This is a genomic window from Streptomyces sp. NPDC102514, assembly GCF_055584525.1.
In genome coordinates, this window is record NZ_JBVJLW010000001.1 from 1,125,662 (window position 1) to 1,142,155 (window position 16,494).

13 protein-coding genes are annotated in these 16,494 nt (G+C 69.6%); 6 read left to right on the forward strand and 7 right to left on the reverse strand.

Features of this window, described 5'->3' with window-relative positions:
- Positions 1–66: 66 nt before the first annotated feature.
- From ACZ60E_RS05025 to ACZ60E_RS05035, 3 genes are all read right to left on the reverse strand, one after another.
- Entirely contained in the window at positions 67–894 is an 828-nt protein-coding gene (locus ACZ60E_RS05025; protein WP_469438179.1) for an HpcH/HpaI aldolase/citrate lyase family protein, read from the reverse strand.
- Complete coding sequence (locus ACZ60E_RS05030) at positions 891–1,814, reverse strand: HTD2 family dehydratase (protein WP_469438181.1); 924 nt, start codon at positions 1,812–1,814, stop codon at positions 891–893. The genes ACZ60E_RS05025 and ACZ60E_RS05030 overlap by 4 nt, the downstream gene beginning before the upstream one ends.
- A 194-nt stretch (positions 1,815–2,008) precedes the next feature.
- Positions 2,009–2,980: a LysR family transcriptional regulator gene (locus ACZ60E_RS05035; protein ID WP_469438183.1), complete on the reverse strand. Its 972-nt coding sequence runs from the start codon at positions 2,978–2,980 to the stop codon at positions 2,009–2,011.
- Positions 2,981–3,099: 119 nt separating this feature from the next.
- Here ACZ60E_RS05035 and ACZ60E_RS05040 point away from each other — a divergent pair, with 119 nt between their 5' ends.
- Positions 3,100–4,299: a CaiB/BaiF CoA transferase family protein gene (locus ACZ60E_RS05040; protein WP_469438185.1), complete on the forward strand. Its 1,200-nt coding sequence runs from the start codon at positions 3,100–3,102 to the stop codon at positions 4,297–4,299.
- A gap of 58 nt (positions 4,300–4,357) precedes the next feature.
- Positions 4,358–5,530 (forward strand): acyl-CoA dehydrogenase family protein, encoded by a 1,173-nt coding sequence (locus tag ACZ60E_RS05045; protein WP_469438187.1) that lies wholly within the window; start codon positions 4,358–4,360, stop codon positions 5,528–5,530.
- 109 nt (positions 5,531–5,639) lie between these two features.
- On the opposite strand, the gene ACZ60E_RS05050 is transcribed toward ACZ60E_RS05045, so the two are convergent.
- A complete protein-coding gene (locus ACZ60E_RS05050; protein WP_469438189.1) occupies positions 5,640–7,973 on the reverse strand; it encodes an MMPL family transporter in 2,334 nt (777 codons plus the stop codon).
- A 155-nt stretch (positions 7,974–8,128) separates the two neighbouring features.
- Between ACZ60E_RS05050 and ACZ60E_RS05055 the strand changes: the two genes are divergently transcribed.
- Positions 8,129–8,767, forward strand: a complete 639-nt coding sequence (locus tag ACZ60E_RS05055) for a TetR/AcrR family transcriptional regulator (protein WP_469438192.1) — start codon at positions 8,129–8,131, stop codon at positions 8,765–8,767.
- Between the two features lie 242 nt (positions 8,768–9,009).
- On the opposite strand, the gene ACZ60E_RS05060 is transcribed toward ACZ60E_RS05055, so the two are convergent.
- Positions 9,010–10,002, reverse strand: coding sequence for a LacI family DNA-binding transcriptional regulator (locus ACZ60E_RS05060; RefSeq protein WP_469438194.1), 993 nt, complete (start codon positions 10,000–10,002; stop codon positions 9,010–9,012).
- Between the two features lie 328 nt (positions 10,003–10,330).
- Between ACZ60E_RS05060 and ACZ60E_RS05065 the strand changes: the two genes are divergently transcribed.
- The 3 genes from ACZ60E_RS05065 to ACZ60E_RS05075 all read left to right on the forward strand — a co-directional run bounded on the left by ACZ60E_RS05065 (position 10,331) and on the right by ACZ60E_RS05075 (position 14,176).
- Positions 10,331–12,049 carry a discoidin domain-containing protein gene (locus ACZ60E_RS05065; RefSeq protein ID WP_469438196.1) on the forward strand — a complete coding sequence of 573 codons (1,719 nt, stop codon included), beginning with the start codon at positions 10,331–10,333 and terminating at the stop codon, positions 12,047–12,049.
- A gap of 166 nt (positions 12,050–12,215) precedes the next feature.
- Complete coding sequence (locus ACZ60E_RS05070) at positions 12,216–13,550, forward strand: DUF1996 domain-containing protein (protein WP_469438198.1); 1,335 nt, start codon at positions 12,216–12,218, stop codon at positions 13,548–13,550.
- The gene (locus ACZ60E_RS05075; protein ID WP_469438201.1) at positions 13,526–14,176 is read left to right on the forward strand and encodes a DUF305 domain-containing protein; all 651 of its coding nucleotides are present in this window, start codon (positions 13,526–13,528) and stop codon (positions 14,174–14,176) included. Before ACZ60E_RS05070 ends, ACZ60E_RS05075 begins: the two co-directional genes overlap by 25 nt.
- 102 nt (positions 14,177–14,278) lie before the next feature.
- Here the strand turns inward: ACZ60E_RS05075 and ACZ60E_RS05080 are convergent, their stop codons facing one another.
- Positions 14,279–15,397 (reverse strand): fatty acid desaturase family protein, encoded by a 1,119-nt coding sequence (locus tag ACZ60E_RS05080; protein WP_453790512.1) that lies wholly within the window; start codon positions 15,395–15,397, stop codon positions 14,279–14,281.
- A 7-nt stretch (positions 15,398–15,404) separates the two neighbouring features.
- Positions 15,405–16,460, reverse strand: a complete 1,056-nt coding sequence (locus ACZ60E_RS05085; RefSeq protein WP_453790511.1) for a ferredoxin reductase — start codon at positions 16,458–16,460, stop codon at positions 15,405–15,407.
- Positions 16,461–16,494 lie beyond the last annotated feature (34 nt).

Genomic DNA, 16,494 nt, shown 5'->3' on the forward strand with positions numbered 1-16,494 from the left:
GAAGGCTGAGGGAAGGGGCGGCGCGGCCCGGGGACTCCCGGGACCGGCCGGCACCCGCCGGCGGTCTCAAGGTGCGGTGTGCGGTTCCCGGGCCGCCGCCAGGATGCGACGGGCACGTTCCAGCACCGGCTTGTCGACCATCTGCCCGTCGACCGTGGTGACGGACTCCCCGGCGCCGAGGACGGTACGCGCCCACTCCAGTTCCCGCGCCGAGGGCGCGAACCCGTCGGCGGTGAGGGGGAGTTGGTAGGGATGGACGCAGAGCTTGCCCGTGAAGCCCAGGTGCCGGGCGTCCACGATGTCGGTGCGCAGTACGTCGAGGTCCCGGATGGCGGTGGTGACACCGTCGACGGGCGGGGCGATGCCCGCGGCGGCCGAGGCGACGACGAGCCGGGAGCGGGCGTAGGCCAGGGCCGTGCGGCTGTCATGGGCGACACCGAGCTGCGCTGCCAGATCCACGTTGCCGAAAGCGGCCCGTACGACGCCGGGTGCGGCGCACACCTCGTGGGCGCGCTCGACACCGAGAGCCGTCTCGACGAGTGCCACGAGAGCGCAGCGGCCGGCCGTACGGGCGGCCAGTTCCCCGATCACGGCGGAGCTTTCGGCCTTCGGCACCATGACTGGGCAGCCGTGTTCGGCCGCAGTGCCGAGGTCCGCCTCCGACCAGGGGGTGCCGGGTGCGTTGATCCGTACGATCGCCCGGTTGCCGAGCGCGAGCCAGGCGGCGGCGTTCTCGCGGGCGCGCTCCTTGTGCTCGGCCGCGACGGCGTCTTCGAGGTCGATGATGACGAAGTCGGCCCCGGAGGCAGCCGCCTTGTGGAAGCGGTCGGGCCGGTCGCCCGGCACGAACAGCAGGCTTCTGGCGCTGACGATGCGATCACGCGGGGAGCTCATCCGAAGACCACTTCCGCTGTGGCGTGCCGCGTCTCCCGGTGGGTGGCGACGCTCAGTTCGGCACTCGGTCCGGCGCTCAGCCCGGCACTCGCTTCGGCGCCTGTGCCGCCCGGGGTGCCGTAGGCCGAGACGCGTTCGCCGGCGAACACCGGTCGCCGGAGCCGGTAGGACAGGGAACGTACAGGTCGTTCGGGTGCCTGGCGGCGGGGCAGTTCAAGCATGAGCAGGGCGAGCAGAGGCCCGTGCACGACGAGGCCCGGATAGCCTTCCTCGTCGCGGCAGTACGGGGCGTCGTAGTGGATGCGGTGCGCGTTCGCGGTCAGGGCGCTGAAGCCGAACAGCAGCGCGGGGGTGACGCGGAACGGAAGCTGCCAGGGGGCGTCGGGTTCGGGAGCGGCCGACTCGTCGATCGCGTCGGGGTGTTGTGCCGCGTTGCGGCCCGACCGGTAGACGATGTCCTGTTCCTCGACGAGACGGACGCGCCCGCCCTGCCGGAACTCACGGCGCTCGGTGACGAAGAGCAGTTCTCCGGTACGGCCGTGCTTGGTGGTCACCGCGCTCAGGCTGCTGACGCGTTCCGCGGGTTCGCCCAGGCGGAGCGGCTCGACGATCTCGCAACGGCCGCCGGCCCACATGCGCTGCCGGTCGGGAACGGGCGGCAGGAAGTGCCCGTGCAGCGGATGACCGTCGGGACCGAGATCGCGCTGTGCCGTCCAGTTCAGGAAGTACAGCCAGTGCCACAACGGCGGGATCGCGTCACCGGCCCGCACGGCGGGCGCCGGCAGGTCCAGTACGGCCGAGAGTGCCACCACCGGGTCGGCGTGCAGCGGGTCCTCGTCCGTGACGGGTGCGGGGCTCCACGACTTCACGTACGAGTCGAGCGGCGCCGTCTCGGACCGGGCATGGGAAGAGGGGGGCATCGGCGACCTCCAGGAGGGCGGTGCGGAACGGTTCGGCGTGCGACAGGGCGACGTATGCCGTGCCGCCCGGCACCATCCATCATGGGCAGTGATAGGTGGTCATGGGTAATAGAAAACGGTGATGACCGCATGTTCTCTGCGCATGGCGCGTACCGGGCAATGGAGCGTCGACGCATCGGGAACACGCAACGGCCTCACACCTGAGCCATGGGCTCGTCGGTCCCGTCGCTCCCGTCGACCCGGGCGGAGGGCCATCTCCCCTGCGAAACAGCCGAGTTGATCTGGTGCACGAGTTCCCGCGCGACGACCTCGACAGCGGGTGGCGTACGCCCGGACCTCGGCGTGCCGAGCACGATCGAGCGCCACACGTCGGGTTCGCTCAGCGGCGCCGCACTGACCTCGCCCCGCGCGACGTCCTCGGCGATGCCCAGGCCGGGCAGCACCGTCCAGCCGTGCCCCGCGCGCACGAGCTGCTTCTGTACGCGCATGGAGTTGGTCTGCGCGACGACGTTCAGGCCGGCTCCCGCCCGCGCCGCCGCCGCGTCGATCAGGCTGCGCAGCGCATGCCCCGACGTGGGCATCACGAGCGGGTGCTCGGCCGCTTCCGCGAACGGCACGGGCCGGTCGGCGCGCAGAGCGGCGGATGCCGGAGCGACGGCCCACAGACGCTCGCGCACCAGCGGGCGGGCGTTGAGCGAGGGGGTGCTGTCCAGGTTGTACAGCAGTGTCAGGTCGAGATCGCCGTCGTCGAGCCACTGCTGCAGATGTCCCGAGTAGGCGGTCATCAACCGCAGCTGGACGCCTGGGTGGTGCTGGGCGAGTGCCGACACCAGCGACCCGGCGAGCAGGTCGCTGGTGCTCTCCAGCAGGCCGACGGTGACGATGCCCTTCACCGCGCCGGGCGTCGGCTGCACCTCGGCGCGGGCCCGCTCCAGCTCGCCCAGCGCACGCCGTGCGCGGTCCACCATGATCGTGCCGGCCTCGGTGGGCCGCATCCCCTGCCCTGTCCTTTCGAAGAGGGGCGTGCCGAGTTCCTGCTCCAGGGTGCGGATCTGCCGGGTCACCGCGGGCTGCACCAGGTGCAGCAGCTCCGCGGCCCGGGTCACGCTGCCGACCTCGGCCACGGTGACGATCGCCTTGAGCTGCTTGAGGTCCACGGCGCCCATCCCTCCGCCCTATCCGAAGCACGCATAGGGGCATCAGTAATTGCTATTTCACTTAGCACGCCATCAATACTCATGATGGTAGCTCCGGTACAGGCCGCCCACCCCTTCCTGGAGCACCCATGACCGCGCACCCCGAAGACCTGCCGCTCGCCGGCATCACCGTCGTCAGCGTCGAGCAGGCGGTGGCCGCTCCCTTCGCCACCCGCCAGCTGGCCGACCTCGGCGCACGGGTGATCAAAGTGGAGCGGCCGGGCGGCGGTGACTTCGCCCGTCGCTACGACACCACCGTGCACGGCGAGTCCAGCTACTTCGTGTGGCTCAACCGGTCCAAGGAGTCGGTGACGCTCGACCTGAAGTCGGACGCCGGCCGCACGATCCTGGAGCAACTGCTCGCGGAGGCCGATGTGTTCGTCCAGAATCTCGTGCCGGGCGCGGCCGACCGGATGGGCCTGGGTGCGCAGGCCCTCGCGGAGCGCCTGCCCTCCCTGATCCCGTGCACGATCTCGGGCTACGGGACCAGCGGCCCGTGGGCCGACCGCAAGGCGTACGACCTGATGGTGCAGTGCCAGACCGGGCTGGTGTCCCTGACGGGCAACGAACACGGCGCCGCGCGCGTCGGGGTGTCGGTCGCCGATGTCGCCGCAGGCATGTACGCCTACTCGGGCATCCTCACGGCCCTGTTCAAGCGGGCGGCCACGGGCATCGCGCGGGCGGTGGAGGTGTCGTTGTTCGAGGCGCTGGCGGAGTGGGTGAGCCAGCCCGCGTACTACACGCGGTTCGGCGGCACCCAGCCCCCGCGCATCGGCACCCAGCACGCGACCATCGCCCCGTACGGCGCCTACACCGCCGCCGACGGCAAGGACGTGCTGTTCACCGTGCAGAACGAGCGCGAATGGGCCGCTCTGTGCACCCAGTTCCTCCAGCGTTCCGACCTCGTGGAGGACAAGCGCTTCGCCACCACCTCCGACCGGGTGGCCCACCGCGCGGAGCTGAACGTGGTCGTCGCAGCCCGCTTCGCCGAACTCGGCAGTGCGGAGGCGATGGAGCTGCTGGAACGGGCGGGCATCGCCAACGCCGGCGTCAACGACATCCAGGACTTCCTGGCCCACCCCGTCCTTGAGGCCCGCGGGCGCTGGCAGGACGTACGGATTCCTGGCGGATCGACGGTGCCCGCACTCGTACCGCCCGTGGACCTGGCGGGCACCGTCCCGCGTATGGGCGCCGTGCCCGCGGCGGGCGAACACACCGACAGGATCCTGGGCGGGCTCGGGTACGGCGCGGCCGAGATCGATCGGCTGCGCGCGGAACGCATCGTATGAGCCACCGAGGAAGCGCCGACGCACGACATCATCACGGCTCTGGAAGGAGCGTCACCGCATGAGCACTCTGGACATCCTGTCCGAGGACGAGCAGTTCATCGTCAGGACGGTGCAGGACTTCGTGGACAAGGAGGTGAAGCCCGTGGTCCGTGAACTGGAGCACGGCAACATCTACCCCGAAGCCCTGATCGAGCAGATGAAGCGGCTCGGTATCTACGGACTCGCCGTCCCCGAGGAGTACGGCGGCACGCCCGTCTCCGTCCCCTGCTATGTGCTGATCACCGAGGAGCTGGCCCGCGGCTGGATGAGCCTGGCCGGGGCGATGGGCGGCCACACGGTCGTCGCCAAGCTCATCCTGACCTTCGGTACCGAGGAGCAGAAGCGGCACTGGCTGCCGAGGCTGGCCACCGGCGAGGTCCGCGCGACCATGGCCCTGACCGAGCCGGGCGGCGGTTCCGACCTCCAGGCCATGAGCACGGTCGCCCGCAAGGCCACCGACGGCGACGGCTATGTCGTCAACGGCTCGAAGACCTGGATCACCAACTCCCGCCGCTCCGGACTGATCGCCCTCCTGTGCAAGACCGACCCCCTGGCGAGCCCGGCCCACCGGGGCATCTCGATCCTCCTCGTCGAACACGGCCCCGGCCTGACGGTCTCGCGCGATCTGCCCAAGCTCGGCTACAAGGGCGTGGAGAGCTGCGAGTTGGCCTTCGACGACTACCGGGCACCCGCCGACGCCGTACTCGGCGGAGTCGAGGGCAAGGGTTTCGCCCAGATGATGAAGGGCCTGGAGACCGGCCGCCTCCAGGTCGCCGCCCGCGCCCTCGGTGTCGGCCGCGCCGCCCTGGAGGACTCCCTCGCCTACGCCCAGGAGCGCGAGTCGTTCGGCAAGCCGATCTGGAAGCACCAGTCGATCGGCAACTACCTGGCGGACATGGCGACCTCCCTCACCGCCGCCCGCCAGCTCACCCTGTACGCCGCCCGGGAGGCGCAGGAGGGCCGCCGCGTGGACATGGAGGCCGGCATGGCGAAACTCTTCGCCTCCGAGACTGCCATGGAGATCGCGCTCAACGCCGTCCGGATCCACGGCGGTTACGGCTACTCGACCGAGTTCGACGTCGAACGCTACTTCCGCGACGCCCCGCTGATGATCGTCGGCGAGGGCACCAACGAGATCCAGCGCAACGTCATCGCGAGCCAGCTGGTCAAGCGCGGAGGGCTCGACGCATGAGAGCGCGGAGGCGTGCAACGGCTGCCCACCGCCGGCGCGGCGGACGGTGAGGGCGTAGGCGCTCCGCCCGGTGGCTCAACCGCTCCGCCCGGTGGCTCAACTGTGCCGGTTACCCGACGCCTTGTGGCTGCACGGTGTGGGGGCGGGACAGCGGGATCTTCTGTGCGAGCTTGTCGCCCTCGACATCGAGGTCGGGAAGCAGCCGGTCCAGCCGGGCGGGGATCCACCAGGCCTTCTCCCGCGCGAGCGCCATGGTGGCCGGGATGAGGGTCATCCGGATGACGAAGGCGTCGATGAGGATGCCCGCGGCCAGGGCGAAACCGGCCTGCTTGATCATGGGCTGGGGGTTGAAGACGAACCCGGCGAAGACGGAGACCATGATGGTGGCCGCCGCCACGACGACGGAACCGGCGCGTGCGAAGCCGGTGACGGTGGCGTCGAGGGCGGTGGCGCCGTGGATGTGTGCCTCGCGCATGGAGGTCACCAGGAACATCTGGTAGTCCATGGCGAGTCCGTAGAGGACGCCGGTGACGATGATGGGCAGCAGGCTCACCACCGGCGCGGTGGCGTCCAGTCCGATCAGACTCTGCAGATGGCCCCACTGGAAGACGGCCGTGGTGAGGCCGAAGGTGGCGCCGATGCTCAGCAGGAAGCCGAGAGTGGCGGTCACCGGCACGAGAACGGAGCGGAACACCAGGAGCAGGACGATCAGGGACAGTCCCAGGACGGTGACCACGTACAGGGGGAGTGCGTCGGCGAGGCGGTCGGAGACGTCGATCGCGAGGGCGGTGAAGCCGGTGATGCCGATGGTGGTGCCGCGGGTCTCGGAAATGTGGGCGCTCTTGTCCCGTACGGCGGTGACGAGGTCCTTGGTGGCGTCGTCGTTCGGACCGCCGGAGGGCACGAGACCGAGGACGGCCGTGGTGCCGTCCTTGTTGATCCCGGCCAGCGAGAGCGAGGTGACGCCCTTGATGCCCCGCAGGTCGGAGGTGACGGCGGCCAGAACCTTCGGGGTGAGTTGCTGTCCGTCGGCGCCGGAGCCGACGGCGACCAGGAGGGGGCCGTTGTACCCGGGGCCGTACGCGTCGCTGACCAGCTCGTAACTCTGCCGCTGCCCGGTGTCGGGGTTGTAGCTGGCGCCCGAGGGCAGGCCCATCTTCATGTCGGCGGCGGGCACGGCCAGGATCGCGGGAATCAGGATCGCGGCCGCGAGGGCCGCGTACTTGTGACGGGCCAGACGTGCTCCCCAGCGCAGGGCACGTTCATGGCCGACCGTCTCTTGGTGACTGCGCGTCCTGTCCCGGGTCCGGGCGGGGCAGATGCCCTCCTTGACCAGCCCCAGCAGCGCAGGCAGCAGGGTCAGGGCGAGCAGAACGACGACCGCGACCGTGGCGGCTGCGACGACGGCCATCGTGCTGAGCAGGGTGATGCCGATGACCAGCAGCCCGGCGAGGGCGATGATCACCGTGCTGCCGGCGAAGAACACTGCGCTCCCGGCGGTGCCGAGGGCGCGGCCGGTCGCCTCATGGGCGTCCAGACCGTCGTCGAGGATCAGCCGGCGTTCCCGGCCGACGATGAAGAGCGCGTAGTCGATGCCGACGGCAAGCCCCAGCATCAGCGCCAGTACCGCGGCGAGCGAGTGGATCTCGAACACGGTGGAGAGGGTGAAGGCGCCGCCCACACCCACGGTGACGCCGATCAGCGCGATGGCCAGCGGCAGTCCCGCCGCCACGGTCGAGCCCAGGGTGATCAGCAGGACGACGGCCGCCACGGCGACCCCGACGACTTCCCCTATCCCGACGATCTCGGGTATCTCCATCATGGCCGCGGAGGGCAGCACTCCCAGGCCCAGGGGTTCGGCCTTCTCTTCGGCGGCCTCGATGGTGCTGTCGATCGTTCCTGAGGGGAGTTCGAAGGTCTGCCGGTCGAACTGGAACTGCATCAGGGCGGCCGAGCCGTCGGCGGAGACGATCACTCCCGGCACCGGCCGACCGTCCGCCTGCAACGGAACGGGCACCTTGTCGGACGAGGGCCGCCCGGCCGCCTGAGCCACTGCCGCCTGGGCCCGCAGCAGCGGACCGTTCTCGCCCCCGGCGACTTCCCGGGCGAGCGTCTTCCGGGCGTCAACGACGTGATCATGGCGGTAGACGGCGTCCACCGCGGCCAGAAGCGCGGCCCTGACCTTCTTGTCGTCGATCCGGGTGCCCGGCGGGGCCTCGAAGGCCAGCATGCCCTGGCCGCCGGACGCCTCCGGCAGCGAGACGGCCAACTCGTCGATGACCTCCTGCGCAGGCGTCCCGTCGATACGTACCTCGTTGCTGAGCTTGACCGGCTGAGTCGCCAGCAGCACCACGACGGCCGCCATGACGGCGAGCCAGCCGCCGATGACGTACCAGGGTTTGCCGTAGGCGAACCTTCCCAGCCGATACAGCAGAACGGACACAGAGCTCTCCCCTCTCAGGGCGGCCCGACAGCGCAGGCCGCATCACGAAGTGAGAGACTACTATCAAACCGATAGTCGACTATCGAAGCGATAGGATGCAGGTCGGCGGACGGACGGTCTCGTCGGCCTTGACGCAGACCAGGGAAGAGTCACGGATGGCAACCAGGAACGATCGCGCTCCCCGGCGCCGGGTCGACGCCCGCTCCAGCGTGGAGCGCATCACCGCCGCCGGGCGCACGGTGCTCGGCAGAGGAGATGCCTCACTGGACCAGATCGCGGCGGAGGCGGGCGTGGGCATCGCCACCCTCTACCGCCACTTCCCCAACCGGGAGGCCGTCGTCCGGGCCGTCCTGGAGGACATCCTCGACACCGACCTGCTTCCGATCATCGAGAACGCCGCCGACGTCCCGCACGCCCGTCAGGCACTTCAGGACATCGCCACGCGGCTGCTCGACCTGATCACCGAGGAGCGGGGTCTGGTCACCTTCGCCGGCAACTTCGCCGATGTCGCGGTCGACGTCCTCCAGCGCTTCAGCGCCTCGCTCCACCCGCTCCTCGTGCGCGCGCAGCAGGCAGGCGAGGTGCGCGACGACCTCACCGCGGAGGACATCCCGCACATCCTCGTGATGGCCGTCGCCGGTCTCGCCCTCCCCGGCACCACACCCTCGTTGCGTGCGCGCTTCACCGCGTTGCTCTTCGACTCGCTGAACCCGGCAGGCGCGACTCCACTGCCTCCGCTGCTCAGCGGCGAGGACGACCTGCGCGCAGCGGTCGGCAACGTCACGCGCACCTGACGCCAGGACTCGGGGGCCGGCCGTGCCTGTCGGGGCGCCCCCGCCGTTCGCGGACCTCCAGGGCCGGATGAAACGTCGACGACCTGGTTTCCAAGGAGATCGTCCTCGCCGGCCTCGCGGCACGCTACGAGGCGCTCAAGGACGGCAGCACCGCGAGGGTCGTCATCACCGACTTCTCCTGAACCCGGCGGGCGCCCTCCCGCGCCGTGGGGGAGTACCCGCCCGTCCGGGCTGTCGCGCGATCAGCTCGATTCCCGCACCACGAGTTCGTTCGGCATGATCACCGGATCCGTGGGGCCGCCGTCTATCAGGTTGAGGAGCAGGTGGACGGCCGCGGTCGCCTGGTCCGCCATCGGGCTGCGGACCGAGGTGAGTGCGGGGCTCGTGTAGGACGCGGCCTCGATGTCGTCGAATCCGATCACCGCCACGTCCTCCGGCACGCGTCGGCCCGCCTTCTGGAGGGTGCGCAGGGCTCCGATCGCCATCAGGTCGTTGGACGCGAACACCGCGTCGAGATCGGGATCGTCCTCCAGAAGTTGGCGCATGGCTTCGGCGCCGGAGACTCTCGTGAAGTCGCCCAGTGCCACGATCGACCGACGGCCGGTGTCCCGGAGCGTCTGCCGGTAGCCGGCGAGGCGTTCACGCGCCTCGTAGAGTTCGAGCGGCCCCGTGATGGTGGCGATCCGGCGCCGGCCGCGCTCCAGAAGGTGACGTACGGCCAGTTCCGCCCCGCCGGCGTTGTCCAGCGCCACGTACGGGACGTCCTGTGCGGAGGTGCGGTTGAAGGACACGACGGGCAGACCCTGCCGGGCGAGCGCGGCCGGCAGGGAATCCGTACCGTGCAGGGCGACCAGGAGCACGCCGTCCACGTGTCCGCCGGCGATGTACTGCACCACCCGGGTCCGGCTCTCGTCCGATTCCGCGAGCATGAGCACGAGCCGTTTGCCCGCCTTCTCCAGCTCTCTGCTGACGGCACGGACCACGGCGGAGAACAGCGGGTCGTCGGAGACGACTCCCTGCGGCGGGTCGGAGACCACCACGGCGAGGGTGTCGGTGCGGCGGGTGACGAGGTTGCGGGCCGCCCCGTTGGGCACGTAACCCAGTTCGCGCACCGCGCGCATGACGACGTCGCGGATCTCCGGGGCGACCGTCGTCTCGCCGTTGACGACGCGGGAGACGCTCGATTTGGACACGCCCGCGCGGGCGGCGACCACTTCCAGAGTGGGGCGTTTCATACCTGTCCGTCCCCTGTGCCGCCGCCCGGGTTCGTGCGCGGGGCGGGTTTTCTCATCAGGGCGACCTCCGGCTCAGCGTCATGACGTTGTGAGCAGCGTATCCGCAGGCCGGGGCGTCATGAGCATGCCCAAGAGCCCTTCGCCCGCTGCGCCGCCCTCGGTCCGACGGCGCGTCGCAGGCATCTTCGGGGACCGCTCCCCGAAGAAGTCGTACGCGTAACACCGCTGTTTTTACAAGGTGAAACAGCTCTTGACAGCTTTCACGCGCCCCTCCATTCTCCCCTTCAGGGAGCGCTCCCTCGCCTCGCCCCCACTTGAGGAGTCGCCCATGCGAGCACTGCTGCGTCGCTTTGCCTTATTCCTGACCCTCGCCGCCTCACTACTCACTTTCATCGCTCTCCCCGCCCCTACCGCACAGGCTGCGGAGGTCCTGCTCTCGCAGGGAAAGACCGCCACCTCCTCAAGCACCGAGGGGGACTTCACCGCTCGGAGCGCCGTCGACGGAGACCCCGGGACCCGGTGGTCCAGCGCCTTCGCCGATCCGCAGTGGATCCAGATCGACCTCGGGGCAAGCGCCGAGATCAGCCGTGTCGTCCTCAACTGGGAGGCCGCGTACGGCACCGCGTTCAGAATCGAGGTGTCGGGCGACGCGCAGAGTTGGACCACCGTCCATCAGACGGCCTCGGGCACGGGCGGCACCCAGAACCTGACGGTCACCGGCACCGGCCGCTATGTGCGCATGTACGGAACCCAACGGGCCACCGCCTACGGCTACTCGCTGTGGGAGTTCCAGGTGTACGGCACCGCCGGCGGTTCCGGCGGCGACCCGGGCAGGCTGCTGTCCTACGGCAGGCCGGGCGCGGCCTCCTCCTCCCAGAGCGACGGAAACTGCTGGGAGTGCACACCGGCCAGGGCGTTCGACCGCGACCCCGCCTCCCGCTGGGCCACCAGCTCCACCACCGGCTGGACCGACCCGGGCTGGATCTCCGTCGACCTCGGCGCCACAGCACAGATCGACAAGGTCGTCCTGCAGTGGGATCCCGCCTACGCCAAGTCCTTCCAGATCCAGGTCTCACCGAACGGCACCGACTGGACACCGATCTACTCGACGACGTCCGGCACGGGCTTCAAACAGACACTGACCGTCTCCGGTTCCGGCCGCCATGTGCGCATGTACGGCACGGAACGCGCCACCCCGTACGGCTACTCGCTGTGGGAGTTCCAGGTGTACGGCACCGGCGGGGCCCCGATCACGCCCCCGCCCCCGCCGAGCGACCCCGCGAACCCGCCGCGGCTGGTGTGGAGCGACGAGTTCGACGGCGCCGCGGGCGGTAAGCCCGACGCCTCGAAGTGGCGGGCCGACCCGGGCACCGGGCCGAACAACGAGCTGGAGTACTACACCGACCATCGCAACGCCTCGCTGGACGGGTCGGGACACCTGGTGATGGAGGCCCGCAAGGAGGTCACCGCCGGATCGGCCTGCCCGCGTGACCCGTTGAGCGGCAGCACCACCTGCCAGTACACCTCGGCGCGGATGAACACCGGCGCGACGTTCCAATTCACCTACGGGCGCGTCGAAGCACGCATCAAGGTGCCCAAGGGCAACGGCCTGTGGCCCGCGTTCTGGATGATGGGCGCCGACTTCCTGACGGGCCGGCCGTGGCCGTACAACGGCGAGATCGACATCGTGGAGGTCCTCGGCAAGGACGTGAGGACCGCGTACTCGACCGTCCACGCGCCCGCCTACAACGGCGGAGGCGGCATCGGTTCGCCGTACACCCTGCCCGGGAACACCGACTTCTCCGACGACTTCCACACCTGGGCCGCCGACTGGAACAGCAAGGGCATCACCTTCAGCCTGGACGGCCGGACCGTCTTCGCCCTCGACAAGGACCAGGTGGAGCAGACACGCGGCCCGTGGATCTTCGACCACCCCCACTACATGATCCTCAACCTCGCGGTCGGCGGTGACTGGCCGGGCCCGACGGACGCGAGCACTCCGTTCCCGTCCAAGATGCTCGTCGACTTCGTACGGGTCTATCAGTAGCCCTCGGTTCCCACGCCCTCGGTTCCCACGCCTGGGCCCGAGCCGACGGCCGGGCCCAGGCCACCCCGGCGCTCGTGCACACAGTTCCTTCGCCCACCCCCTTCACCCCCGATGTTCGTGAGGAAGTGAGATGCACAGATATCGCGTCCCTCTGTACACACTCTTGGTGAACGCCCTGGTGGTCGTACTGGCCGCCGCTTTGAGCCTGACCGTCTCGACCCAGCGGGCGCAGGCCGCGACGGTCACCGTCCAGGCCGAGTCCTACGCGGCCCAGTCGGGCGTCGCGCTGGAGGCGACCGCGGACATGGGCGGCGGGCAGAACGCCGCGTTCCTCGCCGACGGCGACTGGATGCGGTTCGACAACGTCGACCTCGGTACGGCCGGCCGGCTGACGGTGTCGGCCCGGATCGCCTCCGCCGTCGGCTCGGGCACGGTCGAGCTGCGTACCGGCAGCCTCACCGGACCGCTGCTCGCGGTCATCTCGGTCTCCCCGAGCGGCGGTTGGCAGACCTGGACGACCCGGGAGACCGAGGTCTCCAGCCACCCGACCGGCTCGCAGACGGTGTTCGCGGCACTGCGCAGCCCGGGGGCCGGTGACTTCGTGAACATCAACTGGTTCTCCTTCGTCGGAGAGGGCGGCGGCGCGGCGCCCGGCTGGGTCCCCGTCGACCAGGCCAAGTGGAACGCCCAGCTGAGCCAGTTCCGTGCGATGACGCCGGCCGCGGTGCCCGGCGGAGTGGTCCGGGTTCCGGAGTTCAACGCCACCTGCACCTACAGTCACTCCAGGCCGGACGACCCGATCGTCCTGCCGGGCCTTCCCGGCGCGTCCCACATGCACAGCTTCTTCGGCAACAAGAGCACGGACGCGTTCACCACGACCCAGTCATTGCTCGCCAACAGGCCGACCAGTTGCACCCCTGCCGACGACCTCTCGGCGTACTGGATCCCCAGCCTCTACGAGGGCGACAGGGCCGTCGAAGCCGAGGGCATGATCGTCTACTACGGTTCCCGGCTCACCGACCCCTCGGCGACCGTGCCCTTCCCGGAGGGATTCCGCATGATCGCGGGTGACGCCAAGGCGCAGACGCCCACCCCGGCGGGATCGACCGGACAGTACTGGTGCTCGGGCGAGGGCGGCGAGACCGGCCGCAGCGCCGACGGCAACTGGCCGGTCTGCGCCCCGAAGGCCCACCTCACCCACCAACTCGTCTTCCCCGACTGCTGGGACGGCAAGAACCTCGACAGCCCCGACCACAAGTCGCACGTGGCGTTCACCTACGACGGCAAGTGCAGCGGCGCCTACCCCGTCGCCATTCCCAACCTCTCCTTCGTCGTCAGCTACCCGACCAGCGGCAGCAGCGCGGGCTTCCGGCTGGCCTCGGGCATGGCGTCGTCCATCCACGGCGACTTCTTCAACGCCTGGGACAACGCCGCTCTCGGACACCGTGTGAAGGACTGCATCACCCAGAAGGCCAAGTGCAACTCCGCCGGCACGTTCTGACCCTGTGGTCGGTGTGCGCCGCGGCTGTGGCGCTGCTGGTGGTCGGCTGCACCGCGCAGCCGACCACCAGCGGTACGCCGCCGCAAGCTGCCGCGTCGCGGCCATCGGCCTTCAACGCGACCGACACAGCCTGGATCCTGCTGATGATCCCCATGACCGAACGTGCCCAGCAGCTCACCGACCTGGCGCCCTCCCGCTCGACAGACCCGGCCGTGGTCACGCTGGCGGCGAGGACCGGCACGACACTGCGCACGGACCTACGCCATCTGCGCGCCGCGCTGAAACGGTCAGGTGTACGGGACACGCACCCTCACGAGGGGCACACCATGCCGGGCATGGTCACCCTGGACACCCTCGAAAAGGCGTCCGCCACGAAGGGCCAACCGTTCGACCGCATCCTCACCGACGCACTACGCGCCCATGTCACCCAGTCCCGCGTGCTCTGCGCCGGCGAGCAGAACCAAGGCCGCGCGGACGAGGCGACGGGACTGGCGGCGGCGATCGCGAGGAACACGACGCAACAGATCACCGAACTGGACAAGCTGCGAACAGCAGGTCCGGGGCCGCCCGGCAGCCAGACCACGGCGAAGCCTGCCGGCTCAGGCAGAACCGCGGCCACCAGGTGAGTCGGCCGCACTCCTCGCGCTCTGTCGAATCCCATCCATGCCATGCCAGAGGGGCCTTAGCGACCCCGCCACAGCCAGAGACGTTAGAACCCTTACCAGGAGTCAGGCCGCGACGAGTTCCTTTTCTCGGTCCGGTGTCTTCGTCTTGGGCTTCTTGTTCGGGAGTGAGAGGCGGAAGACCTTGTGCCAGGCGGAGAAGACCTGCTTGGGCAGCGGCCCGGTGACGTACTCCAGCTCGTACTTCTCGAACAGCGCGCGCACCTTCACCGAGACCTCGGCGTACCGGTTGCTCGGCAGGTCCGGGAACAAGTGGTGCTCGATCTGGTGCGACAGGTTGCCGGTCATGAAATGCATGGCCTTGCTGCCGCTGATGTTTGCCGAGCCCAGCATCTGGCGCAGGTACCACTGGCCGCGCGTCTCGCCCTTGATCGAACGGCGCTCGAAGACCTGCACGCCCTCCGGGAAGTGCCCGCACATGATCACCGAGTGGGTCCAGACGTTGCGGACCAGGTTCGCGGTGAACGTGGCGGCGAGCGTGGTGAGGAACGACGGGCCCGACAGCAGCGGGTGGATCACGTAGTCCTTGAGCACCTGCTTGCGGATCTTGCGGCCCACGGCCCTGGCCCGCGCGCGGAACTCCGGGTTGTTGCGGCGGCGCTTGTGCAGGTTCTTGCCGAGCTCCAGGTCGTACGCCGCGATGCCGTACTCGAAGAAGCAGGCGTTGAGGAAGTTCCACAGCGGCTGGCCCAGGTGGAACGGGTGCCACCTCTGGTCCTCGTCGACGCGCATGATGCCGTAGCCGAGGTCGTTGTCCTTGCCGATCACGTTGGTGTACGTGTGGTGCAGCTCGTTGTGCGAGTGCTTCCACTGCTCGGAGGGCGAGACGTGATCCCACTCCCAGGTGGTGGAGTGGATCTTCGGGTCGCGCATCCAGTCCCACTGGCCGTGCAGGATGTTGTGGCCGATCTCCATGTTGTCCATGATCTTCGCCACGGACAGACCGGCCGTGCCGATCAGCCACGCGGGCGGGAAGAACGAGAACAGCAGCACACCCCTGCTGGCCAGCTCAAGCTTGCGCTGCACCGAGATGACCTTGCGGATGTAGGCAGCGTCCTTCTCGCCGCGGGAGGCGATCACCTCGTCGCGGATCGCGTCCAGCTCGCGGCCGAGCTCCTCGATCTGCTCCGCGGTCAGGTGTGCGGTGGGGTCGATGGCGGTCAAGGTGCTCCTACCGTTCGATGTCGCACGGGCCCGCCGCGGCGGACACGCAGGTCTGGATGAGGACGCCCGGCTCGGCCTCGGTGATCTCGCCGGTGCGCAGGTCGCGGACGGCGCCCGCCTTGAGCGGCGTGACGCAGCCGAAACAGATGCCCATGCGGCACCCGGAGGGCATGAGCACGCCGGCCTCCTCGCCGACGTCCAGCAACGGCGTGCCGCCGTCCGCGTCGACGGTCTTGCCGGTGGTACTGAACGTGACCTCACCGCCGTCGCCGGCGACGACGATGCTGGGGCGGAAGCGTTCGGTGTGCAGGCGCTCGTGGACGCCGTGCTCGGTCCAGTGCGCTTCGGCGGCGTCGAGCAGGCCCGCGGGTCCGCAGGCCCAGGTCTCGCGCTCGGCCCAGTCGGGTACGAGTTCGTCGAGACGGGCGATGTCGAGCTGGCCGTCCGTGTCGGTGTGCACCTCGGTGAGCCGCAGCTTCTTGTCCGCGGCCAGGTCGTGCAGTTCCTCGCGGAAGATCACGTCCTGCGGCTGCGGCGCGCAGTGGACCATGACGACGTCGTCGAACTCGGTGTCGCGCAGCATGCCCATGACGGGCGTGATGCCGCTGCCGGCCGTCAGGTAGAGCACCTTGGCGGGCTTGACCTGCGGCAGCACGAATTCACCGGTCGGGTGGTCGAGCTGGATCAGCGTGCCCGGTTTCGCCCTGCGGACCAGGTGGTTGCTGACCTTTCCGTCCGGGATCGCCTTCACGGTGATCGTGACGCGGCCGTCCCGGCGGTCCGTCGGCGAGGTGACCGAGTAGGCACGCCACAGGCGCACCCCGTCGACGTCGACCCCGATCCGCACGTACTGACCGGCCGTGTGGCCGCGCCAGCCCCGTCCCGGCCTGATCACGATGGTCGCGGCGTCACCCGTCTCGGGGAGCACGGCCTCGATACGCCCACGCAGGTCGGCGCCCGCACGCAGCGGGCTGACCAGGTCGAGGTAGTCCGACGGCAGTAGCGGCGTCGTGACCGTCTCCAGCAGTTTCCACGCCCTGCTGCGAAGGGCTGTACTCGTCATGGCTTCAGCTTGATGCGCCTCAGGGCGTAAAGTC